Genomic DNA, 26,593 nt, shown 5'->3' on the forward strand with positions numbered 1-26,593 from the left:
CGTGGCTGCGAACGTCGAACCAGGTACCGCAGGCGAGGCCGCGGGCACGGGCGAGCAGATCCGCTCGATGAAGGGCGAGCCCGACACCGTGTCGTCGAGCGGCCGCAAGATGGCCGATCACGGCAACGTGATGACCCAGCTCGCCTCGCAGCTGCGCACGATCAAGGACTCCGAGATGTCCGACTGGCGCATCACCGGGAAAGCCGCCGAGAAGCTGCGATCCTCGATCGGCGACGCCGCCGAACGGATCGCCGTCGCCGGCGCCATCTACGGACCCATCGGGAACGCGCTGCACACCTACGGCTCGGATACGGTCGGGTGTCAGGAGGGCTTGAACGCCCTCGCGGTGCAGTGTCAAGAGCGCTGGACGACGTTGAAGGACCTGCGGAGCGAGTACGCCGAGGGTGAGATTCTCATCGAGGGCGACCCCGATTACGACGATCAGGTGGAGAAGCGTCAGCAACTCGAAGCAGACATCTGGGATGCCCAAGCAGCGTGGGACGAGGTCGCCGCGAAGTGGAACAACATGTTCGTGGACTGGCGATCGGTCTACGACCAGGCGGTTTCCTGCCTCTCAGACCCTGATCTCGAAGCCATCCGGTCGGGAGAGAAGCTCCCGGGCGCGTCGGGCCTGTATCCGAACGGCGACCCCGACCCCGAAGACGTCCACCAGGGCGGCGCGGGAGACTGCTACCTGTTGTCGGTGCTCGCCGGCCTCGCCGATGGCGACCCGCAGAAGATCAAGGACATGATCACCGTCAACCCTGACGGCACGTACACCGTGCACTTCGCCGACGGCGACATCACGGTCAGCAGCGATCAGCTCCTGGACAACGACCAGGCCGACTGGGTGCGCGTCATCGAAGCCGCATACGTCGTCCACGAGGGCAGCTACGACGAGTTCAACAACGGCGGATGGCCCCACGACGTCATGGAGGACATCTTCGGCCACGGTGCCGACAAGAAGGACGATGAATCCGGCTTCTGGGACTTCGCGACCGGCGGAAACGACATCGAAGACAGTTACGACGCGGTGCAGGACGCCCTCGACGGCGGACGCCCGGTCGTCGCCACCGCGTCGAACGGCCAGCTCGGGTTCGAGGGTGGCGGCCATGCGCTGACCGTGACCAAGACGTACGAGGTCGACGGCGAGCAGTACGTCGTGATCCGCAATCCGTGGGGCCACAACAACAATCACCAGTCCCAGATCACCGACGCCGGTGGTGTGCTGAACAACCCCGACGACGGATACTTCACTATGACCATGGAGGAGTTCGCGAACTCGTTCTCCGACGTCGCGATCGCGAACCGATGAAAACGTCCAAGTGGCAGGGCCTCGCGGCGATCGTCGCCGCACTGATGGTTCTCACCGCGTGCAGTCCCGTTCCTGAGGAGGACGCAATGCCCACCCCGCAGCCATCGACGACACAGGGCGTCTCCGCTCCGAATCCCTCCGAGCCCATCAGTGAACTGGTCACCGGCGCCGACGTGATCGCCTTCGGCACGGTCGAGTCGGTCGATCCGGTGGTGGAGGATGCCGATGCCGACGAATTCCCCGCGCAGACGGCCGTCGTGCGAGTCGACGACATCCTGAAGGGCGATGCTGCGGCGACGATCACCGTGTCGAAGCCCGCCGGCACCGCGTACTACCTCACCGACCAGTCGACGTTCTCCTACGACTCCCGGCACGAGGGGATATTCGTGCTCAAGGGCGCAGGTGACGCCGGGTACGAGCTGTTCGGCAACCTCGGAGTGCATGACGATTGGGGCAACTGGCAGAAGTTCGAACGTGTGCTCGCGGGACTCCCGGAACACGCGCCCGGCGCGACGAAGGACGAGTTGGCGGCATGGACCGCGCAGGCAGACATCATCGTCTTCGCCAGCGCACGCGGCGCCGACGACGACATCGTGGTGCACACTCCGCCGGCGGACTACGCAGCATCGGCGACCCTGAAACCGATCGAGGTGCTCAAGGGAGAGATGCCCGAACCGCTCGATGTGGTGCAGGGGCCGCAGCCGGATGTGGCCGGCGGCACGTGGGCGTTCCCGGTGAAGGACGAAGGGCAGACCGGCGTCTTCTTCATCGATACGTCCAGCGGCACCCCCACGGTGATCAACACGGTCAATCCGAGTTCGATCAGCACCAACAAGGTTCCGGTGGGCTGACCGGAACCGCGGTCACTTGCCCGCCGGGCATGCGCCACGAGCCCGAGGCGATGATGCCGTCGTACAACGTCTCGAGCGGCTGAAGCTTCTCGTCGGGCAGCGCCGGGAACGCGACGAGGAACTCCACGCCGCGACGACGCCCAGAACCGGGAGTCGCGAGCAGGTAACGCACGACGTAGCCGTCGACGTCACCCGCGGTCTCCCGCGCGCGGTGCCGCAGAATCGCAGGATCGCCGAGGGTCGACCCGGCGCCATCGGCGAGACGCTCCTCGACGAGCGCATCGAGCGTGCCGAAGTTCTCGCCGCGAACACGCCTCTCCAGGATCGGAAGAGCCAGCGGCGACTCTCCGCCCGCCGGCATCATGACCACCTCGATAGAGCTCAGTGCGTCGGCGCCCTGGGGCAGGCGATCGGCCACCCGGGGGTCGGTCGCCGGTATCCGCTCCCACCCGTCATGCAGTGGCAGTTCGTAGCTCGGATCGACGGGGGTGAGCAGCTGGCGGAGCGAATCGCTCATGCCGACGTTCCCGAGAGGTGAGGCCAGCTCTCCTTCGCGACGATCACGCCGGAGGCGAGCCTCTCGTCGGCGCGCCAAGGCTCGGCATCCGCCGCGATCACGAGCGACGGGAGCACTGCGCTCTCCACGAGGGCGCGTCTCGCGACGAGATCGGCGAAGGACGGCGCGGTCAGGGTCACGTTGACGAAGAGGTCGTCATCGGCGAAGACCGCCGACCACCTCGGAGTCGATTCCTGATCGGCTGCCGGCGAGAACCATTCGAGCCCCTCGCCGATGAGCTCGGCGCGCAGCGGACCGATCCAGCCGTCCGCTTCGTCCTTCACGAATGCGCGGGCGAGCCGGATGCTCGGGATCGGCGTGATCTGGATCCACAGTCCGAAGGGGCCGAAGTCCTCTTGCCAGACGAGCGCGACGGTCGCATCGGTGTCGGCAGCATCCTGTGCCATCGCCGTCAGCACCCTGACGCGCTCGGCATCGGGAACGTCGTCGGGGAGCTGCGACTTCGCGTTCTCGAAATCGTCAGCCGCCTTCGGCGCGATGAGAACCCCGCGCGGCGGGGCGAACAGCAGAGCCTGGGCCGGCACGATCAGCGCTTGCCCTGCCTGCGGGCGATGCGCTCGGCTTCACGACGCAGATCTTCGACCTCGCTGGCCGGGGGATACTCGGGTTCGGGGACTCGTGATTCAGCGATCGTCTTCCCCTGCTCCTCGAGGAATGCTTTCAGCGAATCCCGAATCCGCGGATCGGAGAAGCCCTCGGTCCGGACCGCGTGGCCGTAGTCTCGCTTCCACTTGTCCAGAAGCGCTTGGAGTGCCTCGTCGTCGATGTCGAGACCCTTGCCGCCGGCCTTGACCAGTTCCTCGGCCACTCCCGGCACCTTCGTGATCTGCTTCAGCAGGGCGATGTCGGTGATCGGGATGACGCCGATTCCATCGGCGATGACCTCGCCCCAGGTGCCGGTGCCGTCCAGAACGTGGTCGGCGGAGATGTAGAGGGCGACGCCTCCGGCCGACAGCGCGACGACGCCGAGCACCTCTTGAACGCCGGGAATCGGGACGAGCGCGCCGATTCCCGCATAGGTGGCGATCCACGATGCCCATTTGTGGACGTCGTCCGAGACCTTATTGATGACGTCCTTCCACTCGAGGTCGCCCAGTCCCTCCTTGACCGCGCTGTTGGCCGCATCGTGGATCTCGATCCAGTTGTTCCACAGCAGGTCGACCCGCTCTGCCTTCCCCTCCCATGCCGCGACGGCGTTGTCGAGTGCCAGGTGCGCGGCCTTCATGTCCTTCTCGGCATCGCTGTCAGGCTGATACGGCCCGTACCCGTATTGCTCGAACGTCGCGGTGTAGGTCTCGTTCGCGTTCCACACCGGGGTCCAGAGCTCGTCGAGGCGCTCACCGACCTTGGCAGCTTTCGGGATGATCTCGCCGATTCCGTAGCCGTAGACCAGCAGTCCTGAGCCGATCTTCGTCAGGGCATCGCTGAGCGGTTCGAATTGCTCGGCGAACTGGCCGGCGTGCGAGCGCAGGTTGTCGAGAGAGTCGCCGTCGCCGAGATCTGTCGCGGTGCTGATCTTCGTGAGGGTCGTCCGGGCGCTCTGCATGGCCCAGGCGAGGGCGATGAGCTTGGATGCCTGTTCCTGCATCTCCTCCGCGTCTGCAGGATCCGTCTGCGAGTATGGGCGACCGAACTGATGCACATCGGAGGGAATGGGCGAGCCGGCCTCGGTGTCCCAGGGCATGCGGTCGGGCACGGCGGTGACATGCGTGCCGGACTTCACGATCCCGTAGTCGGACACGCTCAGTCCTCACCCTTGAGCGTGGCCAGCGCCGCATCGAGCTCGGCCCAGGAATCGCGTACGTTCTCGACCTCATTGAAGAAGGCGGCGAGGTCGAGCTTGAGCTCGGTGGCCATGTCCTTGACCGAGTCGGAGAGGTCTTGCAGCGTGAACTCGAGCGCGCCGCTCGTGTCATCATGATCGCCGAGGTTGCTCCAGTACGGCACGTTGGATGCCAGGTTCGTGAACGTCGTCTCGACGTTGTCGAACAGGGCGAGAGTCTGCGCCAGCGTCGTGAGGGTCGCGGTGAGCTCCTCTTCGCTGATCTTGACGCCGTCGTCTCCGCTGCCCATATGGTCCTCCCCGGGGTGCATGGGTGTAGTTCTGCGTCGTCAGTGTATGCGCGCGACGGGGAAGGGGCGATGGGCAGAATTGCCCATCGAGCGGGGTCAGCCCAGCAGCCGTTCCACGACTCGGGCGAGCCCGTCGTCGTCGTTCGATGCCGCGATCTCGTCGGCGGCATCCTGTACGACCAGATCGGCACCGGCCATCGCGACGCCGTGACCTGCCCAGCGCAGCATCTCGACGTCATTGAGCGCGTCTCCGAAGGCGACGACATCCGCGCGTGAGATCCCGAGATGCTCGCACAGGCGCGCGAGCCCCGTGGCCTTGGTGACGCCCTCGGCCATCACCTCGACGAACGGCGCACCCGACAGGGTGGCCTCGAAGCCGACCAGGCCGAGAGAGCGCAGCTTGTCGAAGAGCGCCGACGGCGCCAGCTCGGGATGGCGGATGACCAGCTTCAGGCTGGGAGCGGCCAATACCTGATCGAGCGGCACGCCGCCCATCGTGCGCGGATCGCGCTTGTGATCGGTCAGCTGCGCGATCTCGGCGTAACCGTGCTGGGCGACGAACGTCTCGCCGCCTTCGCGCACGCTCGCGAAGAGGAGACCGGGGATGCTGGCGCGCAGCGCTTCGGCCAGCGTGCGGATCGTCTCGGGAGGCAGCTCCTCGGCGAACAGCATCCGCCCGCTCGTCAGGTGCACTCCGTAGGCGCCGTTGCCGCACAGGGCCCAGCCCTCGAAGCCGGCTTCGGCGGCGATCGCGCGCAGGCCGATCGGCTGCCGGGCGGTGACCGGAATCACATGGATGCCGCGGGACCGCGCCGCATCGAGAGCATCCCGCGTGCGGGGCGTGACCGTGGATGCCGAGTCGAGGAGAGTCCCGTCGAGATCGGTGGCGATCAGCCGCACAGTCACAGGCAGCGGCTCACGAGAAGATCATCGGCAGATCGTCGTCGTCTTCCGCGGATCCGAACGAGAGGTCGGCGACGACGGGCACATGATCACTGGGCTGTTCGCCCTTGCGCTCGTTGCGGTGGATGGATGCGCCGGTGACCGCATCCGCCAGCGTCCGCGAACCGAGGATGAAGTCGATCCGGATGCCCTCGTTGCGCGGGAACTTCAGTCGCTGGTAGTCCCAGTACGTGAAGCCCTCGGGAAGGAGCGGGCGCACGACGTCGGAGACGCCCGCGTCTGCGAGCGCGAAGAACGCGTCGCGCTCGAGCGGCGACACGTGCGTGGACACGCCTTCGACGATGTCAGGGTCGCCGTTGTCGTGTGGGAACGGGATGATGTTGAAGTCGCCGACCAGCGCAAGGGGCAGCTCGGGGTTCGCCGAGAGCTCGGCCGCGGTCGAGGTGCGAAGCGCCTCGAGCCAGTGCAGCTTGTAGGCGTAATGCGGGTCGTCCAGAGAGCGGCCGTTCGGCACGTACAGGCTCCACACCCGCACGCCGTCGACCATCACACCGAGCGCGCGGGCCTCGAGCGGAGCGTCTGGGCCCTCATGCCCCTTCGCGAAACCGGGCATTCCGGCGAACGCGGTCTGCACATCGGTGATCGGGAGGCGGCTCGCGATGGCAACGCCGTTCCACTGATTCAGGCCGTGCACCTCGACGTGGTACCCGGCCTCTTCGAACTGCGCATACGGGAACTGCTCCGGCTTGCACTTGATCTCCTGCATCGCCAGCACGTCGATGTCTTCGCGCACGGCGAATTCGACGGTGCGGGTGACACGGGTGCGGATGGAGTTGACGTTCCAGGTGGCCAAGCGCATGCGTCCAGCCTAGTTGCGGGGTCTGACCTTCTCGCCTTCTACACTGGATGCCGTGACCGCACTCGACGCAGACCGCCAGTCCCTCCTCGACCTCATCAAGGCGGAGGCGGTGTTCCACGGCGACTTCACCCTCTCCAGTGGCAAGCAGGCGACCTACTACGTCGACATGCGCAAGCTCACGCTCGACCATCGAGCCGCCCCGGCCATCGGCCGCATCATGCTCGAGCTCGTCGGCGACCTCGACATCGCCGCCGTCGGAGGTCTGACGCTCGGCGCCGACCCGATCGCGAACTCGGTGATGCACGCATCCGTCGAGACCGAGCGCCCGCTCGACGCCTTCGTCGTACGCAAGGAGCCGAAGGATCACGGCCGCGGACGCCAGATCGAGGGCGCCGACATCGCGGGCAAGCGCGTCGTCGTGCTGGAGGACACCTCCACCACCGGCCAGTCTGCGCTCAAGGCCGTCGAAGTGCTGCGTCGCGAAGGAGCCGAAGTCATCGCCGTCGCGGTGATCGTCGACCGCAAGACCGGCGCGCAGGCCGCGATCGAGGCCGAAGGCCTGGAGTGGCGCGCCGCCTTCGACCTCGACGACCTCGGGCTCGACCCGCAGTGACGCGCTTCGCGCTCGCTGTCGACGTCGGCGGCACCAAGATGGAAGCCGCGCTCGTCGCCGACGACGGCACGCTCGTGCCGGGCAGCCGCAGTCGGCAGCCGACGGGTCGCGAGGCGACAGTCGAGACGCTCGACGCCGCGGTGGCCGCGATCATCGGGCATGCGCTGGCGCAGCTGCCGGACGATGCCGAACTGGTCGGCGCTGGCGTCGGCAGTGCCGGCCCGATCGATCGGGACAATGGCCGGATCCTCCCGGTGAACATGCCTTTGGCCGACGGCTACGGCCTGGCCGGCGCGGTGCGGGATGCCGCATCCACGGTGCTCGGACGTGCGATCCCGGTCGTGTTCGGACATGACGGCGGCGCACTCGCGCTCGCCGAATCCTGGCTCGGTGCGACGACCGAGGCGCGCGCGTCGCTGTCGATCGTCGTGTCCACCGGCGTCGGCGGAGGCTTCGTCGTCGACGGTGCCTACATTCCTGGAGCATCCGGCAACGCGGGTCATCTCGGGCAGGTGCGCCGCGAAGGCGGGTTGACTCTCGAGCAGATCGCTTCGGGTCCCGCGAGCGCGGCCTGGGCGCGCCAGCAGGGGTGGACCGGCGAGACAGGGGAAGACCTCGCCAGGGATGCGGCCGCCGGCGACACCGTCGCGCGCGCCGCGATCGAGCGCTCGGCGAAGGCCGTCGGTGAGGCGCTGGCGGATGCCGCCACCCTCGTCGACCTCGATGTCGTCGCGATCGGCGGAGGCTTCTCGCGAGTATCTGATGACTACATCGAACTCGTGCAGCGGGCACTGACCGCCAGCGCGGCCCACGACTACTCACGCCGGACACGCGTCGTGCGCTCCGGCCTCGGTGACGAGGGGCCGCTCATCGGCGCCGCGGCGTTGGTGCTGCGGTAGCCGGATGCGCATCCTCGGCCTGCTCTCCGGCACCTCGCACGATGGGATCGACGTGACCGTCGTCGATTTCGAAGAGCGCGACGGCGCACTGCGCGGAACCGTGCTGCACGAGGACAGCGTCCCGTACGCCCCCGAGCTGCGGGCGCGTCTCGTCGCCGCGCTCCCACCGGCGCCCACCACGCTGGCCGAGGTCTGCGAGCTGGACACCCTGATCGGCCAGGCCTTCGCCGAGGTCGCCGCTGACGCCGCGGCATCCGTCGGCGGAGTCGATGCAGTCTGCACCCACGGCCAGACCGTCTACCACTGGGTCGACGGGGGCCACGCGCGCGGCACACTGCAGATCGGCCAGCCGGCGTGGATCGCCGAACGCGTCGGCGCTCCGGTGATCTCCGACGTGCGCATTCGCGACATCACCGTCGGCGGGCACGGCGCACCGCTGGTGTCGTTCCTCGACGAACTGCTCCTGCGCGGACGCGCGGGAGTCTCGGCGGCGCTCAATCTCGGCGGCATCGCCAACATCACCGTCGTCGGCCCCGAAGGTGTCTCGGCCTATGACGTCGGCCCGGCCAATGCTCTCGTCGATGCGGTGGTCGTCGCGGAGGGGCTGAACGACGTCGGCTACGACGATGACGCGCGGATCGCGCGCGAGGGTGCCGTCGACGAGGCGCTGCTCGCCCGGCTCCTGGCCGACCCGTACTACGCGCTCGCCGCCCCCAAGAGCACCGGCAAAGAGCACTTCCATCTCGGCTACGTGCGCGAGAACCTCGTGGGACGGGAGATTCCCGTCGCCGATCTCGTGCGCACCCTCACCGAGCTGACGGTGCGCACCGTGGCGCAGGATGTACGGGCCGCCGGCATCGGGTTCCTCGCCGTCTCCGGCGGCGGCTGCCACAACCCGCTGATCATGGAGGGACTGCGTGCGGCCCTCCCCGACGTGGCCGTCGTCCTCGCCGACGAGCTCGGAGCATCCGCAGACAGCAAAGAGGCGATCCTCTTCGCCCTGATCGGCTGGTGCACGCTCCATGGTGTGCCAGCGGTGGTCCCGGGTGGAACCGGAGCCCGGGAACCGCGGATCCTCGGAACGATCACCCCCGGCGCGGGCCCGCTGCGGATGCCGGAGCCGGTCGCGGAAGTGACGAGTCTCACCCTGACCTGAACCAGGGTGGTGCGCGGCGCCGCTCAGTGCGAGAGCGGCGCCGCGAGCAGTTCGGCCAGACGGGGCGGGTCGGCACCCGGCCGCGAGACGGTGATCGCCGCGGCGCGCGCTCCCAGCGCGAGAAGGCCGGTGACGGCATCCGTATCGATACCGCGGAGACGATCGCGCGTGGTGACTCCGGAGAAGCCGGTCTCGATGAGGCCGTGGATCAGGGCGCTCATGAACGTGTCGCCGGCGCCGACGGTGTCGACGACGTCGACGCGGTGCCCGCGAACGCGGGAGACGCCGTCGCGAGAGACGGCGAATGCGCCGCCGGCGCCGATGGTCACCACGACCACCGCTGGTCCGGTCTCCAGCCACGCACGCGCGACATCGAGCGGATCGGCGCCGGGGTACAGCCAGGCAAGATCCTCGTCGCTGGCCTTGACGAGATCGGCGAGCGCGACGAAGGATTCCACGTCGCGCCGCGCGCCGTCCTGGTCGGAGAGCAGGGCCGGACGGACGTTGGGATCGTACGTGATCAGCGCCGTCGCGCGCAGGGTGGTGAGGATGCTGCGCACAGCATCCGCCCCCGGATCGAGCAGCGCCGCGATCGAACCGGTGTGCACGATCGAGGTGTCGTCCGCCGGCACTTCGGCAGCGCGCCCGCCCAGGGTCCAGGTGATGTCGAAGTCGTAGCGGGCGGAACCGTTCTCGTCGAGGTGGGCGGTCGCCGTGGCGGTACGCGGAGCCGGTGCCGCGATGATCTCGACATCAGAGCCGTCCAGCCACTCCCGGATCCGCCGACCGTGCGCGTCGTCGCCGAGCTGCGTCAGCAGCCGCGGAGAATCGCCGAGCCTGCCCAGCGCGAGGGCGACGTTGGCCGGGCTGCCGCCGGGAGCCTCATCGACCCGCCCACCCGAGCGGTGGACGATGTCGACGAGAGCCTCACCGATGACGAGCACGCGCGCGCGGCTCACGACCCTGCGCTCGGCGTCAGGAACGACAGCGCGCTCTGCGGTTCGACGATCATCGGCGTGAGCGTCGCGTTGAACGCCCGTCCCGCCTCCCCGCCGAGGTGATCGTCGAAGGCGGCGCGGTCGCGGTACACCTCGAACACGAAGAACCGTTCCGGTGCCTCGACCCGGCGGTAGGCGTCGAACACGACGTTCCCGGGTTCTGAGCGAACGATCTGCGCGTACCCCTGGATCAGCGCCTCGACGGCGTCCGCCGAGCCCGGAACCGCGGTGAACTCCGCGTACAGCACCACCCGATCGGAACTCACGCCTGCGCCGCTCCCGTCATGATCGCCACCGCATCGGTCATGTTGTGCGACTGCGGCGTGATGGTGGCTGCACGCTTGCCCAGACGCTGCACGTGGATCCGGTCGGCGACCTGGAACACGTGCGGCATGTTGTGCGAGATGAGGATGACGGGCACGCCGTTTCCGCGCAGGTTCTCGATCAGTTCGAGGACCTGGTTGGACTCGCGCACACCGAGCGCCGCCGTGGGCTCGTCGAGGACGACGACCTTCGAGCCGAACGCTGCGGCTCGCGCCACCGCGACGGCCTGGCGCTGACCACCGGACAGGTTCTCCACCGAGACGGTGACGTCCTGCAGGGTGGAGATGCCGAGCTTCAGCACCTGTTCGCGCGCTTCCTTCCGCATCCCCGAGGTGTCCAGGGCGCGGAACACCGAGCCGAGGATGCCGGGCTTGCGACGCTCGCGCCCGAGGAACAGGTTCGAGGCGACGTCGAGCGCCGGAGAGACGGCGAGGTTCTGGTACACCGTCTCGATGCCGGCGTTTCGCGCGTCCTGCGGACCCTTGAAATGCACTTCCTGACCGTCGAGGAGAAGCTGCCCCTCGTCGGGGATGTAGGCGCCGGTGAGGCACTTGATGAGTGTCGACTTGCCCGCGCCGTTGTCGCCGATGACGGCGAGCACTTCGCCGGCGTGCAGCTGGAGGCTCACGCCGTCGAGGCCGACGACGCGGCCGAACGTCTTCACGAGGCGTTTGGCCTCGAGCACCGGGACGCCGGTGCGGGCCGGAGCCGAGGCTGATTCCTGAGCCGTCTGGGTCACTTTCTTACCTTTCTGATCCACTGGTCGATGGCGACCGCGACGATGACGAGGATGCCGATGGCGAGGGTCTGGTACAGACCGTCCACCCCGGCGAGGAAGAGGCCGTTGCGGAAGACTCCGACGATGATCGCGCCGAGCAGCGTGCCCCAGATGATTCCGCGGCCGCCGAAGAGCGAGGTGCCGCCGATGACGACGGCGGTGATCGAGTCGAGGTTCAGATCGGCACCCGCGTTGGGGCTGGCAGCGCCCGAGCGCCCGATCTGGATCCAGGCGGCGACCGCGAGGATGGCCCCGGCGGCGATGTAGACGCTCAGGAGCACCTTCTTGGTCGAGATGCCGGCGAGGCGGGCCGCGTCTTCGTCGTCCCCGACGGCGTAGACGTGGCGACCCCATGCGGTGCGGCCCAGGATGTAGGCGACGATCGCGTACAGCACGAGCATGATGATGACGCCGACCGTGAGGCGCACATCGCCGAGCGGAAGAGCGGTGGCCGTCCAGGTCATCAGTTCGGGCATATCGGTCTTGCGGATCGTCTGACCGCCGCTGTACAGCAGGGTCAGAGCGATGAAGACGTTGAAGGTTCCGAGCGTCGCGATGAACGGCGGGAGCTTCACCCGGGTGACGAGCAGGCCGTTGAGCGCGCCGGCGGCGAGTGCCGCGACGAGACCGAGGAAGAGGGCGACGGGAGCAGGGAGGCCGTTGTTCGCGGCCGTCTGCGCCATCACCATCGACGTGCCGATCATCAGCGCGCCGACCGAGAGGTCGATTCCCGCTGTGAGGATGATCAGCGTCTGGGCGATCGCGACCGTGCCGACGACCGAGACCTGGTCGAGCACGAGAGAGAGGTTCGCCGCGGCGAAGAAGCGCGGGTTGATCACGCCGAAGACGATGACGGCGATCACCAGAACGACGGCGGGGCTGATGGCGGGGTAGCGGTGGAGGACCCCGCGAAGTCGGTCGACCGGCGTACGCCGATCGAGGAACTCGGCGGCGAGATCCAAGGTTGATGTAGCTGGTTGCGTCACGGTTTCACTTCCGTCAGTAGGTCCGGGGATGCCGCGGCCGGGCGAGATCGCTCAGCCGCGGCATCCGCAGGTCAGGTGCTTACTTGCCGCCCCAGCAGATGCTGGAGGCTTCGGCGGTGTCGATCGATTCGACGCCATCGACCGGCTGGTCGGTGACGAGCTTGACGCCGGTGTTGAAGAAGTCGAGCCCCTCAGAGACCTCGGGCTTCTTGTCGTCCTTGACCAGCTCGACGATCGCCTTCACACCGAGCTCGGCCATCGCGACCGGATACTGCTGGCTGGTGGCGTCGATGATGCCTTCTTCGACCTGGCCGACGCCGGCGCAACCGCCGTCGATCGAGACGATGATCACGTCGTCCTTGGTCTTGCCCGCGGCCTCGAGCGCCTGGTAGGCGCCGTATGCTGCCGGCTCGTTGATCGTGTAGACGACGTTGATGTCGGCGTTCTTGGCGAGGAGGTTCTCCATCGCGGTGCGTCCGCCGTCCTCGGCGCCCTGAGACGCCTCGCTGCCGACGATCGTGTATTCGCCCCCCTTGCCTCCGGAGTACGAGCCGCTCGGCTTCTCGTCGCCGTTGACCTCATCGTCACCGAGCTCGATGCCGAGACCGTCGAGGAAGCCCTGGTCGCGGTTGTAGTCGACGCTGACGGCCTTGTCGTCGAACAGGTCGATGAGCCCGATGACGGCTTCGGCGCCGTCGAGCTTCTGGGCGGTCCACTGGCCGATGTACTGGCCGGCGAGGTAGTTGTCGGTCGCATAGGTGATGTCGACGGCATCGGCGGGGTCTGGCACGGTGTCCAGTGCGATGACGAAGATGCCGGCGTCGCGGGCCTTCTCGATCGCGTCGAGCACGGCGGGGCCGTTCGGGGTGATCAGGATGCCCTTGTCGCCCTTGGAGATCGCCGCCTCGATGGCCTGGATCTGGGTGTCCTCGTCGCCGTCCTCTTTGCCGGCGGCGAGGGTCAGCGTGACGCCGTCCTTCTCAGCAGCGGCCTTGGCGCCGTCCTGCATCGCGATGAAGAACGGGTTGGAGTTGGTCTTCACGATCAGCGAGACGCCGATCGTGTCGCCGGCGGGCTGGTCGCCGGATCCGGCGTTGGTGCCGCCCGCGCAGCCGGTCAGCGTGAGCGCGAGCGCTGCGGAGGTGGAAACGGCAGCCAGAAGAACGCGGCTGCGTCGGGTGATGTTCTTCATTGAATTCCTCTCGGCGGTCGTCGCCTGGTTGACAACGATGTCAAAGGTAGTTCTAGTCGAAGGTTGAACTAGAGTCAAGGTGACTTTCGAGGAATGAGATCTAACCGTGACATCGATGTCGGCGCCCATCCCGCCGCGTGGCCGAGCCACGATGAAAGACGTAGCCGCGCTGGCGGGCGCGGGAGTGAAGACCGTCTCCCGGGTGATCAACAACGAGCCGAACGTCACGCCGGCGATGGCCGAGCGCGTGTGGGATGCCGTGCGGGAACTCGACTACCAGGTCGATCTGCAGGCAGGCAGCCTGCGCCGCGCCGACGGTCGCACCCGCACTCTCGGACTGCTCGTCGGCAGCGTGGACAACCCGTTCGCCGGTGTCATCCATCGGACCGTCGAGGATGCCGCGGCCGAACGCGGTGTCGCGGTCTTCGCCGCGAGCATGGATGACGATGCCCGGCGGGAATCGGATGCCGTGCGGACATTCCTGCAGCGCCGCGTCGACGGACTGATCCTGACGACGGCGGTCAGTCACCCCGAGTACCTGGGGTTGATCCGTGATCGCGGGGTGCCGGTCGTGTACGTGGACCGCGAGCCGGAGGAATCCGACCTCGACACCGTCGCCAGCGCCAACCGGGAGGGCGCGGAGATCGGCACGGCGCACCTCATCGCGCACGGGCACCGGCGCATCGCGCTGCTCGCGGATCGCCTGGAACTCGTCACCGCGAGCCAGCGCCGCGACGGTTACCTCGACGCGCTCGCCGCAGCCGGAATCCCCGTCGCCGAGGACATCATCGTCACCGAGCTGGCGGATGCCGAGGCGGCAGCGACGGCGCTCGCCGTACTGCTTGCGCAGCCGGACCCGCCCACGGCGGTCTTCAGTGCGCAGAACATCATCACCATCGGCGCGCTCCATGCGCTTCGGGGCGCCGGGCTCTCGCAATCGGTCGCCCTCGTCGGGTTCGACGATCTTCCGCTCGCCGACCTCGTCGAGCCGGGGGTCACCGTCGTCGCCCAGGATCCGAACCGGATCGGGATGCTCGCGGCGGAGCGGATCTTCGCTCGCCTCGAGGGTGACGACAGCGCCCCGAACCGGATGCGAGTGCCGACCACCCTCATCCCGCGCGGCACCGGCGAGATAGCGCCCCGCGGGCGATCGCTGCCCTGACGCCCGTGTGAACTGACACGGTTGCGCTTTCGTGCGGAGAGCGCATATGCTCTCGCGTTGACGATTGACATCGATGTCAATCTTCGGATCCTCCCCGACGACGCAGTAGGACCGCACAAAGGAGCGCGCATGGTGCCCGAAGCAATCCGCACACGACCGATCAGATCCCGCCGGCCGGCCCAGATCATCCTCGGCGGTGCGATCAGCGCAGCGCTGATGCTGAGCTGCACGATCCCGGCGATGGCTGTCGAGGTGACGCCCGGCGACGAGCAGTATCGTCCGCTGGCGCACTTCACGCCGGAGAAGAACTGGATGAACGATCCGAACGGCATGGTCTATGCGGGCGGCAAATACCATCTGTTCTTCCAGCACAATCCCGCAGGGAACACCTGGGGGAACATGAGCTGGGGTCATGCGACATCGACCGATCTGCTGCACTGGGAGGAGCAGCCGCTGGCGATTCCGCAGACCTTCAACGACGCCGGTCAGTCGATCGAGGACATCTTCTCCGGCTCCATCGTGGTCGATGAGAACAACACTGCCGGATTCGGTCCTGACGGCTCCAGTCCGCTCGTGGCGATCTACACCTCCGCGTACACGCCGCAGCATCCCGAGCATCCGGGAATCCAGGCGCAGTCGCTCGCCTACAGCCTCGACGAGGGCCAGACCTGGGTGAAGCACGATGGAAACCCGGTCCTCAATCGCGACTCCGGCAACTTCCGCGACCCGAAGGTGTTCTGGTACGACGGGCCCGCCGGCGCGTACTGGGTGATGACCGCGGTCGAGGCGACAGACCACAAGGTGGTCCTGTACAAGAGCACCGACCTCAAGTCCTGGGAGCACCTCTCCGACTTCGGCCCGGCCAATTCGACCGGCGGCATCTGGGAATGTCCAGACCTCTTCGAGCTCCCTGTCGACGGCGACCCCGGCAACACCAAATGGGTCATGGTCGTCAACCTCAACCCGGGTGCCGTCAACGGCGGAAGCGGCGGTCAGTATTTCGTCGGCGAGTTCGACGGGGTGGCCTTCACCTCGGAGTCCACCGACGGGCAGGCCGCACCGCCGGCGGGCACCACCTTCGCGGGGTTCGACAACGGCGACTACGAGGGGTGGACGGTTTCCAACGAGCCGGGGAACTGGGCGGGCGGGCCGTGGGGCACCGTACCGGCTGCGGGTGCGCTCGAGGGGCAGAGCCCGGTGACCGGCTTCGTCGGGTCGGGTCTGGTGAACAGCTTCCTCGACCGCGACTGGGCCATCGGCCAGCTCGAGTCACCGGCGTTCACGATCGATGACGAGTACATCAACTTCCTCGTCGGCGGCGGAAAGCATCCGCACGTCCCCGGTGGTCAGCTGGAGAACAACCCTCCCGCGGGCCGGACGGTCTTCGATTTCGAGCTCCCGGACGGCGAGACGCTCGCCGGTGCCGGTTGGGAGATCACCGGCGACTTCGCCACGGATCCCGGACGGAATCCGTCGACGAGCGGCGGCGACTACTACCTCGGCGCCAAGCGGGTGAACACCTGGGAGGGCGGACCGAACGGTGACGACAACGTCGGCACGTTGACCTCGCCGGAGTTCACCATCGACGGCGACTACGTCTCGTTCCTGATCGGCGGAGGGCGACGAGACGATGGCACCCTTCAGGCCGAGCTCGTCGTCGACGGTCAGGTGGTCCAGACGCAGAGCGGGCGCAACGACGGGGCCCTGGACTGGGTGGCCTGGGATGTCTCTGCGTACGACGGCCAGCAGGCGCGGATTCAGATCCGCGACGAGGCGACCGGCGGGTGGGGCCATCTCACCTTCGATCACGTCGTGGTCGGTGACGAGCCGGCGCAGGTGCGCTCCGACGAGACCAGTGTGAACCTCATGGTCGACGGGCAGGTGGTGCGTACGGCCACCGGCTCGAACAGCGAGAACCTCGACTGGACGTCATGGAACGTCGACGAGTTCCACGGACAGGAGGCGACGATCCGCGTCGTCGACAACAACCGCGCTGGATGGGGGCACGTACTGTTCGACCAGGTGATGTTCTCGGATGCTCCGGCCACAACGGCGCTGGAAGGATACGACTGGCTCGACTGGGGTCGTGACTACTACGCCGCAGTCTCGTACTTCGGAACCCCGTCGGGCTCGAAGATCATGCAGGGGTGGATGAACAACTGGGACTACGCCAACGACATTCCCACGTCGCCGTGGCGCAGCTCGATGTCGCTGCCTCGTGAGGTCACTCTCGTCAGTACGCCGGACGGCCCTCGACTGAAGCAGGAGGTCGTCGCGCAGATCGACGGCCAGCTCGACACCGCGGCGTCAGAGTCGCTCACCGATGTCGCGGTGAACGGCGAGACCACGCTGGGATTGTCGGGCGATGTCGCGAAGGTCGACGTCGTGCTGCGCCCCGGCGATGCGACGAAGGCCGGCATCACCGTCTTCTCGAACGGTTCGACAGGGACCAGGATCGGCTACGACAGCGAGCTCAAGCGCGTCTTCCTCGACCGGACCAACTCCGGCAACGTCGGTTTCCATCCGTCGTTCCCGTCTGTCGAGGATGCCCCCCTCGCGCTCGAGGAGGACGGCACGATCACCCTCGAGCTCTACCTCGATCGTGCGTCGGTCGAGCTGTTCACGAAGGGCGGGCAACTGACGATCACCGATCAGGTCTTCCCTGAGGCGGGCGCGGACACGATCTCGGCGTGGTCCGAAGGCGGCGAGGCGACGATCGAGAGCATCACGGTCACCCCACTGGTGCCGACGATGTGGAAGGTACCCGCGCCGGCCGTCGAGGTCAGCGCGGAGTCGGTTCGTGCGGGCGGCGTCATCACGGTCTCCGGCACCGGCTTCGATCCGTCCGAGAAGGTGACGATCGAGTTGCGCTCCGACCGGAGCAAGGCCAAATCCGCGACGGCCGACGAGGACGGCGCCTTCAGTCGCACGGTACCGGTGACGGGTAACACCACGCCGGACGAGTACACAATTGCCGTGGTCCGGGCCGACGGCACCGAGGTGACGGTGCAGGTGACCGTCACCGCCCGGGGCCGGGGCTGAGATCGTCGGATACGCATGAACAATTCGTGGGTCGGGGGAGTCTTTCCTCCGGCCCACGGACTCAGCGCGTGTCGTCGTCCCAGGGGCCTTCCCACCAGTTGCCGGATCGGCCGTCGTCGTCGTCGCGGCGGCGGCGCGAACGCACGAGCTGCACGATGAACACCGAAAGCGCCGATGCGCTGATGGCGATCATCACGATGAAGAAGACGTCGCGTTCGGTCACGGCCGCTTCCCCTCTGCGGCATCCGCCACGATCTTCGCGATGCGGCTGCTCCGGGTCTCGGGGCGCTTCGCCGTCGCGATGAGCGTGAGACCGAGCTTCTTCACCGATTTCGGGAACGCGTCCCACGCGGCACGGGCGGCGGGGACGGCATCGAGCGCGGCGGCGAACTCGGCCGGTTCGATGCCTGCCTCAGGTCCGTCCAGCACCTCCCAGGCGCCGTTCGCCTTCGCGACCTCGATCGCCCGGATGCCCGCCGGCGCGAGCAGCCCCGCGGCCTCCAGCTCCGCGAGCCGCGCTTTGTTGGTCGCGGCCCAGCCGCTCGACGCGCGGCGCGGTGAGAACCACTGCCCGACGGACTCGTCGTCGAAGGTGCGGACGGGGCCGTCGATCCATCCGAAGCACAGCGCCTGACGCACCGCGTCCTCGTAACCGACGCCGATCGCGCTGTTGCCTCGCACGCTCAGCAGCCACACTCCGGCAGCGCGCGCGTGGTTCTCGTCGAGCCAGGAGCGCCAGGTGTCGGCATCCGCGGCCCTGACCCTTTCGCCTTCGTCAAGAACACCCATGCGTCACTTCTTCGTCTTTACGGTCGTGATCGTCTCGGTGATGCGCGGAAGCAGGTCGGCAACCGACTGTACGATCTCGTCCGGGCGGAACGGGTACTTCTGGATCTCGGCGTCGTCGCTGATGCCGGTGAGGACGAGCACCGTGTGCAGGCCCGCCTCGATGCCGGCGACGACGTCGGTGTCCATGCGGTCGCCGATCATGCCGGTGCGCTTCGAGTGCGCGCCGATCTTGTTCAGTGCCGAGCGGAACATCATCGGGTTCGGCTTGCCGACGACGTACGGCTCCTTGCCGGTCGCCTTCGTGATGAGGGCGGCGATCGCGCCAGTCGCGGGGAGGGGACCGTCGGCGCTCGGGCCGGTGGCGTCAGGGTTCGTGACGATGAAGCGCGCGCCGCCGAGGATCAGGCGGATCGCCTTGGTGATCGCCTCGAACGAGTAGTTGCGTGTCTCGCCGACCACGACGAAGTCGGGATCGGTCTCGGTCATGATGTATCCGGCGTCGTGCAGGGCCGTGAGGATGCCGGCCTCGCCGATCACGAAGGCGGACCCGCCAGGCAGCTGGGAGTGCAGGAAGTCGGCCGTGGCCAGCGCGGAGGTCCAGATGCGATCCTCCGGCACGTGCAGGCCGCTCGTGCGGAGGCGAGCCGACAGGTCGCGCGCGGTGAAGATCGAGTTGTTGGTGAGCACGAGGTAGGGGATGCCCGCGCTCTCCCAGCCGGCGAGGAGCTCGGATGCGCCGGGAATGGCGACGTTCTCATGGACGAGCACGCCGTCCATGTCGGTGAGCCAGCATTCGATGTCATCACGTTGTGCCATGCGCACAGCCTAGAGCGCGCGGGTTACGGGCGTGCGTCGAGTGGTCGATTGTGCACGTCGACCGCGCTGCGGGCTCAGAAGTGCACCGGAATCTCGCCGCGCAGATGCGAAATCGACCTCGCAGTGGCGAGGGGAGTCCGATCGTGACTCAGGTGCTGAGCCAGACCGAGCGCGCGGCGCCGTCGACGTCGATCTCGTTGCCTTCGATAGCGATGCCGCCGGCCACGACCTCGATCTCGGCACCGACGGTGACTCCTGCCGCTTCCAGCGCGCGCAGCAGCGCCGGGTCGCGATCGTCGACACGGAGCACGCGGCCGCTGTGCCCCGGCGCGGCATCGGCGAGCAGCACGAACGGCTCGCGTTCGACGTCGCCGTCGGCATCCGGGATCGCATCTCCATGCGGGTCGAACCGCGGGCGGCCTAGACGCGTGTCGATGCCTTCCAGCAACCGGTCGCTGATGGTGTGCTCGAGCACCTCGGCCTCGTCATGCACCTCGTCCCAGGCGTAGCCGAACTCGCGCACCAGCCAGGTCTCGATGAGTCGGTGCCGCCGCAGCATCGCGAGGGCGCGCCGGGTTCCGGCATCCGTCAACCGCACCGCCCCGTACGGCACGTGCGAGACGAGCCCTGCGGCGGCGAGCTTCTTCACCATCTCGGTGACGCTCGACGGTGCGATGCCGAGTTTCGCCGCCAGGACCGACGGGGTGATCGGCGCATCCTGCCATTCGGTGTGTGCGTACACCGTCTTCAGGTAGTCGTCCGCTGCGGGGGATTCCACGACTGGGGCCTCCGTCTCAGGAGCCGGCGGACATCAGGATGCCGAAGGCGACCTGACCCGCGAAGAACACCACGGCGAAGCCGAGGAGGGCGGCGAGGAGCGAGAGGCGTCCGTCGAAGTTCGGGACCTCGGCGATGCCCGCCTTGCGCGCGCGGAACGCGAGGATCAGCGTCGCGATGCCGAGGGCGAGTTGCACCCAGGGGCCCCCGAAGGCCAGCGCCTTCGGGAACGCGATGAGCAGACCACCGATCACGCCGGTCGCGAGCCCGGCCCACGTGAGGATCCGGACGGAGCGGCGTGCGGTTTCTGCAGACATGATGTCGAGCCTAATCGCCTGTCACGCCCGGATCAGCCCAGCCGGAGCACCCGCTCAGCAGGTTCGCATGCTACAAGAGAGGTGACCGCACGAGGGGGAGGCCGACATGCCGGTGAAGCGAGCGAGTGCGACCTGGTGGGTGCTCCTGCTGCTCGCGGTGCTGTGCGTGTTCCCGGTGGCGACGGCCGCAATCTCGCAGGCCGGGGATGCCGGTGCGGATGTCGTGGACTCCTGCCGCGACAGCAGCGATACGCGCGACCGTGAAGTCAGCAGCGCAGAGATCACGGCGATGCCCGCAGGACGCCACTGCGAGTGGAGGAGCGGGGTCGAGACGCAGACCGGCTGGCCGGTGACCGTCGCCGCGCTGATCGGATCCGCGATCTGCCTCATCGTCACCGCGTTCGCACTGCGTCAAGGCGGGTGGGGGAGAAGGGTCATGTCTCTCCTGCCGCTCATCGCGATCGGCGCGATCTGGTTCGTGATCTGGTCGAGCACGCTCTTCGTGATCGTCGACTGACCTGGCGCCGCGCTTCTGCCGGATAGCCTGGCGGGATGGATGAGCAGACGCCCGAGCGCACCACCCACGGCGTCGGCCCCTGGCCCGGCGGACCTTCGGAATGGCCGGACGGCGAGCAGTACGACCCGGAGATGCTCGCCAACGGCGACACCCGCAACGTCATCGACCGGTATCGGTACTGGCGGATGGAGGCGATCGTCGCCGACCTCGACACGAAGCGGCATCCGTTCCACGTCGCGATCGAGAACTGGCAGCACGACATGAACATCGGCTCGATCGTGCGCAGTGCGAACGCGTTCCTCGCCGACACCGTGCACATCATCGGCCGCCGCCGCTGGAACAAGCGCGGCGCGATGGTCACCGACCGCTATCAGCACGTCGTGCACCACGAGGACATCGCGACCTTCGCCGCGTGGGCGGCCGCCGAGGGTCTTCCGGTCATCGCCGTCGACAACGTCGACGGCGCCGTGCCCGTCGATCGCGCGGACCTGCCGCAGAGCTGCGTGCTGCTGTTCGGGCAGGAGGGGCCGGGGTTGTCCGAAGAGGCGCTCGCCGCGGCATCCGGGCACATCGAGATCACCCAGTACGGTTCCACCCGCTCGATCAACGCGAGCGCTGCGGCGGCCGTGATCATGTACGAGTGGTGCCGCCGCTACGCCGATGGAGATCACCCGAACGGGTGATCCGCGTCTCGAGGCCGCGTGAGAGCATGAGCAGGATGCACGCGGAATCGGATGCTGCGCGGTCGACGCGCGGGTGGCGCGCCTGGCTGCGCGTCGATGTCCTCGTGGCGCTCGTGGGTCTGGTCGTACTGCTGCCGGCGAGTATCGCCGTCCTCACCCAGCCGGAGACGCGCCCCGACGCCCCGATGACAGCGCTGGCGATCGGACTGTTCTCCGGTCTGCATCTCCTGTCCCTGCTGGCCGTTCGATACCCGCTCGCCGCACTCGCGGGGGCGAGCGCCATCATGAGCGCACTCGCCCTGGTGCCGGGGCTGCGCGACGTCTCCGGTGCGCTGTTCCCGTCGAGTTTCGTCTACCTGCTCGTGCTCGGTCAGGTCGCACTGCAGTGCCGACCACTCATCGGCCTGCTCGGGCTCGGGAGCGGTGTGTTCGGGGCGGCGCTGATCGCCTCCACCGAGCTGGAGTTCCATGACGGCCCGCGCTTCGGTGCGTTCATCGGCCTGACCGGTGCCGTCAGCGCCGCGTGGGCGGTCGGGCGGCTGCTCCGGCTGCGCCGGACGCAATCGGAAGAGCGGATGCAGGCGGGTGTCGAGCGGGCGATCGCCGACGAGCGGATGCGGATCAACCGCGATCTGCACGACATCGTCGCCCACTCGATGACTGTGATGATCGCCCAGGCTGAAGTGGCACGAGCGTTGATCGACGACGATCCGATTCGCAGCGAACGTGCGCTGGGAATCGTGGTGGACACCGGGCGGGAAGCCCTGCGCGGCATGAGATCCGTTGTCGCGGCGGACGGCGACGCACCGCTGCGGCCGCTGCCGACCGTCGACTCTCTCTCCGAGCTGGTCGAGGCGGTGCGCCGGCCGGGCAGCGAGGTCGACTTCGTCGAGGTCGGCGACCGCGCGGTTCTTCGGGCCGGGGCCGCGCTGGCGCTCCATCACGCCGTGCGCGAGGCGCTCACCAATGCGGTGCGGCACACGGAACCGCCCGTGTGCATCGACGTGCGGCTGGCGTGGTCGCCGACCGGGGTGCGGGCGACGGTGACCGATGACGGAGGGGCGGGCCCCGCACGCGGCGACCTCGGCGGTGAGCTCGGAACCGGGACCGGGCTGATCGGCGTCGCCGAACGCGTGCGCCAGGCCGGTGGCGCGCTGGCGACCGAGGAACTCGCCCCGCGCGGCTGGACCGTGCGGATCGACCTACCCGTTTCGCTGCAGAAGGGGGAATCATGAGCATCCGCGTCCTGCTCGTCGACGACCAGGAGCTGTTCCGCGATGCGGTCGCCGTGATGCTCGCCCGTGACGAGCGGATCGCCGAGGTCGCCACGGTCGGATCCGGCGAGGAGGCCATCGAGCATGTCCGCGCGCACACCGTGGACGTGGTGCTGATGGACATCCGGATGCCGGGGATCGACGGAATCGCCGCGACCCGTGAAGTGCTGCGCGTCCGCCCCGGTCTTCGGGTTCTGGTGCTGACGACGTTCGACCTGGACGAATACGTGTATGCCGCGATCCGGGAAGGAGCCAGCGGCTTTCTCACCAAGGATGCGAGCGCCGCCGAGCTCGCGGATGCCGCGGTCGCGGTCGCCGCCGGCGAGCAGGTGCTGTCGCCGCGCGCGACGGCTGCGGTGATCGGCTTCGTCCGCGGCGGGAGCCCGAAGGTCGACCCCGACGTCGCTCTGGCGGGGCTCAGCGCGCGTGAGCAGGACGTCGCGCTCGCGCTCGCGACCGGAGCGTCGAACGAGGAGATCGCGAGGACCCTGTTCCTCTCGGTCAACACCGTGAAGACCCATGTGAAGGCCGTGCTCGCCCGGCTCGGGGTGCCCGACCGGGTGCATGTCGTGATCTGGGCGTATGAGAACGGCGTGCTGCGACCGAGGGCCTGAACTCGGTTCAGAAGGCGCGAATGGCTCGATCTCGGGCCGAAATGCAGCCCTTTGCGCTCTGTGAAGGCTCACCCGCGCGGGTGACAAGGTCGACCCGCACGGGGGATGGCGGCGCTCGAGTGGGTTCCTAGCGTGGAAGCATGTCAGATCGGTCTCGTGTTCTCGTCCTTCTCGCGACAGTCGCAGCAGCATCCGCGGTCGCCGTGCTCTCGCTGCTGCGGATGCTCATCCCCACGTTCTTCAGCACCCTCCCCGTCAGCCTGCTGGGCCGTCTCGGCAGCGGGGTCGAATTCGCCGTCGCGCTCAGTGGAGCGCTCGGCGCTGTCGTCGTGGCGGTCGTCGCTCTGGCCACCCGGCGCTCCGCCGACAGGCGAGTGCGCGTTCGAGGTGTGCGCGTCGTAGCTCTTCTGGTCGCCGCCCTCCTGGCGGCGACCACCCCGGGAGGCGTGATCCCCGCCGCCGGTTACGCGTTCATGCTCGCCGTGCTCATCGGGGTCACCGCGTTCGTCACCCTGACCGTGCTGCGCAGGCCATGGCTCGGCCTCGTGCTCGCCGCCGTGCTCGTCGGTCTGGGCGCCTACGCCGTTCTCCACCTCGAAGCAGCCGTGCTGCTGCCGAAGATCGTGGTCTCGTTCGGGTCGGTGCTGCCTCTGGCCTCGATCGCGCTCGCTCACGTCATCGCGGCGGCAGGGCTCGTGGTCTGGGCCATCACCGCGGCCGCGACCCCCGGTGCGTTCGCACGTGGCGTGCGGCGGCACCGGGTGGCGATCACCGTCGTGGCCGCGGCCTGCGCGCTGCCGTACGCGGTGGCGCGGGCATCATGGCTGACGCCGTGGCCGCTGCTCGGCGGCGGTGCCGAGGTGCTCGCCGCCGAGCCGGCGATGCGGCTCACCGGGCTTCTGCTCGGCTTGGCGATGCTCACCGGGGGCGTGCTCACCCTTGGCCTGATCTTGCCGTGGGGCGAGCGTTTTCCCCGGTTCCTCGCGGGTATCGGTGGCCGCGCGGTGCCGGTGGGGCTCGCGGTGATCCCCGCGACCATGGTGAGCGTGCTGTTCACGGCGGCCGGGATCGAGTTCGCCATCGAGGGAGTGGGGCCCGCGACCGGTGAGACTCTGCTGCTCTTGGCCACGTTCCCGTTCTGGCTCTGGGGCCCGCTGCTCGGACTGTCCACCTGGGGCTACGTCATGCATCGCCGGGCGGTCGACGTCGTCGAAACCCCTCGACAGCTCGAAGCGGCCGGCGTAGCGTGAGTGCCGATCAAGGAGGCCGTCATGGCAGATCTCACCCCCATCCGTCCGTATCTCTGGTTCGAGACCAACGCGCAGGAGGCGATGGAGTACTACGTCTCCGTCTTCCCGAACTCCTCCATCGACCAGGTCGTCACCTATCCGGATGAAGCGCTCAGCGAGCACTTCGAGGGGATGAGCGGCAAGGTGATCAACGGTGAATTCACGCTCAATGGGGCGCCGTTCGGCTGCATCGACGGCGGCCCTGCGTTCACCTTCAACGAGGCGGTCTCCTTCGTGATAACGTGCGCGGACCAGGCCGAGATCGACTACTACTGGAGCGCGCTCTCGGCCGTTCCGGAGTCGGAGGCGTGCGGCTGGTGCAAGGACCGGTTCGGTGTCAGCTGGCAGGTGATCCCGCACGATCTCGGCCGGCTCATGGAACGCCCGGAGCAGATGCAGGCCCTGATGCAGATGAAGAAGATCGTGATCGCGGAACTCGAGAACGCCTGAGTCAGCTCCCGGCAGTCACCCAGCGGCCGGAGCGCACTCGCCAGCCGAGCGTCGCGAGGCGTGCGAGCAGATAGACGCCGAAGAATGCCACGGACAGCCAGATGAGTCCGACGCTGCCGGCGACCCCGGTCGCGGCGATGATCCACAGCGCGGGCAGGAACGGCACGAGATTCAGGCCTCCCGCGATCGCGAGATAGCGGGCGTCGTTCGCCCCCATCAGCACCCCGTCGAGAACGAACACGACACCCGCGATCGGCTGGGCGACGGCCAGTACGAGAAGCGCCGGCTGGACGAGTGCGGCGATCTCCGCATCTCCGGTGAAGACGATGCCGAGCACCCCGGACAGCGCCGCGATCAGCGCGCCGACGATGACGCCGAACCATGCGCCCCAGGCCACGGTTCGCCGCAGCACGCGGTGCACCTGCCGCTCGTCGCCGGCGCCGAGCTCCTTGCCGATGAGGGCCTGAGCAGCGATCGCGAGAGCATCCAGCGCGAACGCCGCCGCCGAGAAGATCGTGAAGACGATCTGCCATCCGGCGAGTTCCGTGGTGCCGATTCCGGTGGCGATGCCCACAGTGACGAGGAGCGCGACGCGCAGACTGACGGTGCGCAGGAACAGCCAGCCGCCGGAGCGCGCAGAGCTGCGGATGCCGCCGCCATTCGCCCGCATCGAGGCCTTGTGCTTCGTGGCGAGGCGCCGGATCACGATGACGTAGGCGGCGACCATTCCCCATTGCGCCGCCACGGTGCCGAACGCGGAACCGGCGATGCCCCACCCGAAGCCGTAGATGAACAGGACGTTCAGCACGGCGTTCGCGCCGAAGCCGAGGCCCGCGATCCACAGGGGTGTCACGGTGTCCTGCATGCCGCGCAGCAGGCCGGTGGCGGCGAAGACGATGAGCATCGCGGGCAGGCCCCACATCGACACCACCAGGTAGGCGTTCGCCTGGGCGGCGACCGCGTCGCTCGCCCCGAAGAGCGAGACCAGCCAGGGTGACGACACCGCGCCGACGATCGCCAGAACGGCGCCGAGGCCGAGCGCCAGCCACATCCCGTCGATGCCCGCCGAGACGGCATCCCCGGGCTTTCCGGCTCCGAAGCGCCGCGCGACGGCCGGCGTGGTCGAGTACGCGAGGAACACCATCAGGCCGACGATCGTCTGCAGCACGGCGCCGGCGATGCCGAGGCCGGCGAGCGGGGTCGTGCCGAGGTGGCCGACCAGAGCGGCGTCGACGATGAGGAAGGCCGGCTCGGCGACCAGAGCGCCGAGCGCGGGGACGGCGAGGCGCAGGATCTCTCGATTCAGGGAGGAGCGCGTGGTCACCCGATGAGCCTAGGG

Annotated in this window: 30 protein-coding genes; 13 read left to right on the forward strand and 17 right to left on the reverse strand. The window is 68.2% G+C overall.

Annotated elements, in window-relative coordinates:
- Nucleotide 1 precedes the first annotated feature (1 nt).
- Nucleotides 2-1,315, forward strand: a complete 1,314-nt coding sequence (locus LTA6_RS07640; RefSeq protein ID WP_407359102.1) for a C2 family cysteine protease — start codon at nt 2-4, stop codon at nt 1,313-1,315.
- Nucleotides 1,312-2,166 (forward strand): hypothetical protein, encoded by an 855-nt coding sequence (locus tag LTA6_RS07645; RefSeq protein ID WP_407359103.1) that lies wholly within the window; start codon nt 1,312-1,314, stop codon nt 2,164-2,166. The genes LTA6_RS07640 and LTA6_RS07645 overlap by 4 nt, the downstream gene beginning before the upstream one ends.
- On the opposite strand, the gene LTA6_RS07650 is transcribed toward LTA6_RS07645, so the two are convergent.
- The 6 genes from LTA6_RS07650 to LTA6_RS07675 form a co-directional block, all read right to left on the reverse strand.
- Nucleotides 2,138-2,683 (reverse strand): hypothetical protein, encoded by a 546-nt coding sequence (locus tag LTA6_RS07650; RefSeq protein ID WP_407359104.1) that lies wholly within the window; start codon nt 2,681-2,683, stop codon nt 2,138-2,140. The two genes, LTA6_RS07645 and LTA6_RS07650, sit on opposite strands and share 29 nt — an antisense overlap.
- Nucleotides 2,680-3,267, reverse strand: a complete 588-nt coding sequence (locus LTA6_RS07655; protein ID WP_407359105.1) for a hypothetical protein — start codon at nt 3,265-3,267, stop codon at nt 2,680-2,682. Before LTA6_RS07655 ends, LTA6_RS07650 begins: the two co-directional genes overlap by 4 nt.
- A gap of 2 nt (nt 3,268-3,269) precedes the next feature.
- Entirely contained in the window at nt 3,270-4,484 is a 1,215-nt protein-coding gene (locus LTA6_RS07660) for a hypothetical protein (RefSeq protein ID WP_407359106.1), read from the reverse strand.
- 2 nt (nt 4,485-4,486) lie between these two features.
- Nucleotides 4,487-4,816 (reverse strand): hypothetical protein, encoded by a 330-nt coding sequence (locus LTA6_RS07665; protein ID WP_407359107.1) that lies wholly within the window; start codon nt 4,814-4,816, stop codon nt 4,487-4,489.
- A gap of 96 nt (nt 4,817-4,912) precedes the next feature.
- Nucleotides 4,913-5,722 (reverse strand): Cof-type HAD-IIB family hydrolase, encoded by an 810-nt coding sequence (locus LTA6_RS07670; RefSeq protein ID WP_407359108.1) that lies wholly within the window; start codon nt 5,720-5,722, stop codon nt 4,913-4,915.
- A 10-nt stretch (nt 5,723-5,732) separates the two neighbouring features.
- On the reverse strand, nt 5,733-6,578 hold the full coding sequence (locus tag LTA6_RS07675) for an exodeoxyribonuclease III (RefSeq protein ID WP_341977118.1): 846 nt from the start codon (nt 6,576-6,578) through the stop codon (nt 5,733-5,735).
- Between the two features lie 52 nt (nt 6,579-6,630).
- Between LTA6_RS07675 and pyrE the strand changes: the two genes are divergently transcribed.
- Genes pyrE through LTA6_RS07690 form a run of 3 tightly spaced genes read left to right on the forward strand, consistent with a single transcriptional unit; the run spans nt 6,631 to nt 9,246 of the window.
- Nucleotides 6,631-7,191: an orotate phosphoribosyltransferase gene (gene pyrE / locus LTA6_RS07680; protein WP_341977122.1), complete on the forward strand. Its 561-nt coding sequence runs from the start codon at nt 6,631-6,633 to the stop codon at nt 7,189-7,191.
- Nucleotides 7,188-8,090 (forward strand): ROK family protein, encoded by a 903-nt coding sequence (locus LTA6_RS07685; protein WP_407359109.1) that lies wholly within the window; start codon nt 7,188-7,190, stop codon nt 8,088-8,090. Before pyrE ends, LTA6_RS07685 begins: the two co-directional genes overlap by 4 nt.
- A 4-nt stretch (nt 8,091-8,094) precedes the next feature.
- Complete coding sequence (locus tag LTA6_RS07690) at nt 8,095-9,246, forward strand: anhydro-N-acetylmuramic acid kinase (RefSeq protein ID WP_341977126.1); 1,152 nt, start codon at nt 8,095-8,097, stop codon at nt 9,244-9,246.
- 23 nt (nt 9,247-9,269) lie between these two features.
- On the opposite strand, the gene LTA6_RS07695 is transcribed toward LTA6_RS07690, so the two are convergent.
- The 5 genes from LTA6_RS07695 to LTA6_RS07715 form a co-directional block, all read right to left on the reverse strand.
- Complete coding sequence (locus LTA6_RS07695; protein WP_341977127.1) at nt 9,270-10,205, reverse strand: carbohydrate kinase; 936 nt, start codon at nt 10,203-10,205, stop codon at nt 9,270-9,272.
- Nucleotides 10,202-10,510 (reverse strand): putative quinol monooxygenase, encoded by a 309-nt coding sequence (locus LTA6_RS07700; protein ID WP_341977129.1) that lies wholly within the window; start codon nt 10,508-10,510, stop codon nt 10,202-10,204. The genes LTA6_RS07695 and LTA6_RS07700 overlap by 4 nt, the downstream gene beginning before the upstream one ends.
- Nucleotides 10,507-11,307 carry an ATP-binding cassette domain-containing protein gene (locus tag LTA6_RS07705; RefSeq protein ID WP_341977131.1) on the reverse strand — a complete coding sequence of 267 codons (801 nt, stop codon included), beginning with the start codon at nt 11,305-11,307 and terminating at the stop codon, nt 10,507-10,509. Before LTA6_RS07705 ends, LTA6_RS07700 begins: the two co-directional genes overlap by 4 nt.
- Nucleotides 11,304-12,332 carry an ABC transporter permease gene (locus tag LTA6_RS07710; protein WP_245861205.1) on the reverse strand — a complete coding sequence of 343 codons (1,029 nt, stop codon included), beginning with the start codon at nt 12,330-12,332 and terminating at the stop codon, nt 11,304-11,306. Before LTA6_RS07710 ends, LTA6_RS07705 begins: the two co-directional genes overlap by 4 nt.
- Before the next feature lie 79 nt (nt 12,333-12,411).
- The gene (locus tag LTA6_RS07715) at nt 12,412-13,524 is read right to left on the reverse strand and encodes a substrate-binding domain-containing protein (protein ID WP_341977137.1); all 1,113 of its coding nucleotides are present in this window, start codon (nt 13,522-13,524) and stop codon (nt 12,412-12,414) included.
- 115 nt (nt 13,525-13,639) lie between these two features.
- On the opposite strand from LTA6_RS07715, the gene LTA6_RS07720 reads away from it, so the two are divergent.
- Together LTA6_RS07720 and LTA6_RS07725 are read left to right on the forward strand one after the other, a co-directional pair.
- Nucleotides 13,640-14,686, forward strand: a complete 1,047-nt coding sequence (locus tag LTA6_RS07720; protein WP_407359110.1) for a LacI family DNA-binding transcriptional regulator — start codon at nt 13,640-13,642, stop codon at nt 14,684-14,686.
- Between the two features lie 216 nt (nt 14,687-14,902).
- Nucleotides 14,903-17,728: a GH32 C-terminal domain-containing protein gene (locus LTA6_RS07725; RefSeq protein WP_407359257.1), complete on the forward strand. Its 2,826-nt coding sequence runs from the start codon at nt 14,903-14,905 to the stop codon at nt 17,726-17,728.
- A gap of 61 nt (nt 17,729-17,789) precedes the next feature.
- Here the strand turns inward: LTA6_RS07725 and LTA6_RS07730 are convergent, their stop codons facing one another.
- The 5 genes from LTA6_RS07730 to LTA6_RS07750 all read right to left on the reverse strand — a co-directional run bounded on the left by LTA6_RS07730 (nt 17,790) and on the right by LTA6_RS07750 (nt 20,427).
- A complete protein-coding gene (locus LTA6_RS07730) occupies nt 17,790-17,951 on the reverse strand; it encodes a hypothetical protein (protein ID WP_407359111.1) in 162 nt (53 codons plus the stop codon).
- Nucleotides 17,948-18,517, reverse strand: a complete 570-nt coding sequence (locus LTA6_RS07735; RefSeq protein WP_407359112.1) for a YdeI/OmpD-associated family protein — start codon at nt 18,515-18,517, stop codon at nt 17,948-17,950. The genes LTA6_RS07730 and LTA6_RS07735 overlap by 4 nt, the downstream gene beginning before the upstream one ends.
- A 3-nt stretch (nt 18,518-18,520) precedes the next feature.
- Nucleotides 18,521-19,333, reverse strand: a complete 813-nt coding sequence (locus LTA6_RS07740; RefSeq protein WP_341977145.1) for an HAD-IIA family hydrolase — start codon at nt 19,331-19,333, stop codon at nt 18,521-18,523.
- 148 nt (nt 19,334-19,481) lie between these two features.
- The gene (locus LTA6_RS07745) at nt 19,482-20,111 is read right to left on the reverse strand and encodes a metal-dependent transcriptional regulator (protein WP_407359113.1); all 630 of its coding nucleotides are present in this window, start codon (nt 20,109-20,111) and stop codon (nt 19,482-19,484) included.
- Between the two features lie 16 nt (nt 20,112-20,127).
- Nucleotides 20,128-20,427, reverse strand: coding sequence for a hypothetical protein (locus LTA6_RS07750; protein WP_407359114.1), 300 nt, complete (start codon nt 20,425-20,427; stop codon nt 20,128-20,130).
- Between the two features lie 106 nt (nt 20,428-20,533).
- Between LTA6_RS07750 and LTA6_RS07755 the strand changes: the two genes are divergently transcribed.
- From LTA6_RS07755 to LTA6_RS07780, 6 genes are all read left to right on the forward strand, one after another.
- Nucleotides 20,534-20,944 carry a hypothetical protein gene (locus LTA6_RS07755; RefSeq protein ID WP_407359115.1) on the forward strand — a complete coding sequence of 137 codons (411 nt, stop codon included), beginning with the start codon at nt 20,534-20,536 and terminating at the stop codon, nt 20,942-20,944.
- Between the two features lie 35 nt (nt 20,945-20,979).
- Entirely contained in the window at nt 20,980-21,627 is a 648-nt protein-coding gene (locus LTA6_RS07760) for a TrmH family RNA methyltransferase (RefSeq protein ID WP_341977152.1), read from the forward strand.
- A gap of 35 nt (nt 21,628-21,662) precedes the next feature.
- On the forward strand, nt 21,663-22,862 hold the full coding sequence (locus tag LTA6_RS07765; protein ID WP_407359116.1) for a sensor histidine kinase: 1,200 nt from the start codon (nt 21,663-21,665) through the stop codon (nt 22,860-22,862).
- Nucleotides 22,859-23,515 carry a response regulator gene (locus LTA6_RS07770; RefSeq protein ID WP_407359117.1) on the forward strand — a complete coding sequence of 219 codons (657 nt, stop codon included), beginning with the start codon at nt 22,859-22,861 and terminating at the stop codon, nt 23,513-23,515. The genes LTA6_RS07765 and LTA6_RS07770 overlap by 4 nt, the downstream gene beginning before the upstream one ends.
- 140 nt (nt 23,516-23,655) lie before the next feature.
- Nucleotides 23,656-24,765, forward strand: a complete 1,110-nt coding sequence (locus LTA6_RS07775; protein ID WP_407359118.1) for a hypothetical protein — start codon at nt 23,656-23,658, stop codon at nt 24,763-24,765.
- A 21-nt stretch (nt 24,766-24,786) separates the two neighbouring features.
- Nucleotides 24,787-25,254, forward strand: coding sequence for a VOC family protein (locus LTA6_RS07780; RefSeq protein WP_407359119.1), 468 nt, complete (start codon nt 24,787-24,789; stop codon nt 25,252-25,254).
- 1 nt (nt 25,255) lies between these two features.
- Here LTA6_RS07780 and LTA6_RS07785 read toward each other — a convergent pair whose 3' ends face one another.
- Nucleotides 25,256-26,578, reverse strand: coding sequence for an MATE family efflux transporter (locus tag LTA6_RS07785; protein ID WP_407359120.1), 1,323 nt, complete (start codon nt 26,576-26,578; stop codon nt 25,256-25,258).
- Between the last annotated feature and the right edge of the window lie 15 nt (nt 26,579-26,593).

The organism is Microbacterium sp. LTA6 (assembly GCF_045690355.1).
Taxonomy (GTDB): domain Bacteria; phylum Actinomycetota; class Actinomycetes; order Actinomycetales; family Microbacteriaceae; genus Microbacterium.

Bases quoted from the DNA above. Each gene is read 5' to 3' on its own strand.
- LTA6_RS07775 (WP_407359118.1), top strand. From the start codon at position 23,656: ATGTCAGATCGGTCTCGTGTTCTCGTCCTTCTCGCGACAGTCGCAGCA.
- LTA6_RS07765 (WP_407359116.1), top strand. From the start codon at position 21,663: ATGCACGCGGAATCGGATGCTGCGCGGTCGACGCGCGGGTGGCGCGCC.
- LTA6_RS07760 (WP_341977152.1), top strand. From the start codon at position 20,980: ATGGATGAGCAGACGCCCGAGCGCACCACCCACGGCGTCGGCCCCTGG.
- LTA6_RS07770 (WP_407359117.1), top strand. From the start codon at position 22,859: ATGAGCATCCGCGTCCTGCTCGTCGACGACCAGGAGCTGTTCCGCGAT.
- LTA6_RS07715 (WP_341977137.1), bottom strand. From the start codon at position 13,524: ATGAAGAACATCACCCGACGCAGCCGCGTTCTTCTGGCTGCCGTTTCC.
- LTA6_RS07690 (WP_341977126.1), top strand. From the start codon at position 8,095: ATGCGCATCCTCGGCCTGCTCTCCGGCACCTCGCACGATGGGATCGAC.
- LTA6_RS07645 (WP_407359103.1), top strand. From the start codon at position 1,312: ATGAAAACGTCCAAGTGGCAGGGCCTCGCGGCGATCGTCGCCGCACTG.
- LTA6_RS07735 (WP_407359112.1), bottom strand. From the start codon at position 18,517: ATGGGTGTTCTTGACGAAGGCGAAAGGGTCAGGGCCGCGGATGCCGAC.
- LTA6_RS07750 (WP_407359114.1), bottom strand. From the start codon at position 20,427: ATGTCTGCAGAAACCGCACGCCGCTCCGTCCGGATCCTCACGTGGGCC.
- LTA6_RS07720 (WP_407359110.1), top strand. From the start codon at position 13,640: ATGTCGGCGCCCATCCCGCCGCGTGGCCGAGCCACGATGAAAGACGTA.
- LTA6_RS07780 (WP_407359119.1), top strand. From the start codon at position 24,787: ATGGCAGATCTCACCCCCATCCGTCCGTATCTCTGGTTCGAGACCAAC.
- LTA6_RS07675 (WP_341977118.1), bottom strand. From the start codon at position 6,578: ATGCGCTTGGCCACCTGGAACGTCAACTCCATCCGCACCCGTGTCACC.
- LTA6_RS07755 (WP_407359115.1), top strand. From the start codon at position 20,534: ATGCCGGTGAAGCGAGCGAGTGCGACCTGGTGGGTGCTCCTGCTGCTC.
- LTA6_RS07740 (WP_341977145.1), bottom strand. From the start codon at position 19,333: ATGGCACAACGTGATGACATCGAATGCTGGCTCACCGACATGGACGGC.
- LTA6_RS07665 (WP_407359107.1), bottom strand. From the start codon at position 4,816: ATGGGCAGCGGAGACGACGGCGTCAAGATCAGCGAAGAGGAGCTCACC.
- LTA6_RS07725 (WP_407359257.1), top strand. From the start codon at position 14,903: ATGCTGAGCTGCACGATCCCGGCGATGGCTGTCGAGGTGACGCCCGGC.
- LTA6_RS07650 (WP_407359104.1), bottom strand. From the start codon at position 2,683: ATGAGCGATTCGCTCCGCCAGCTGCTCACCCCCGTCGATCCGAGCTAC.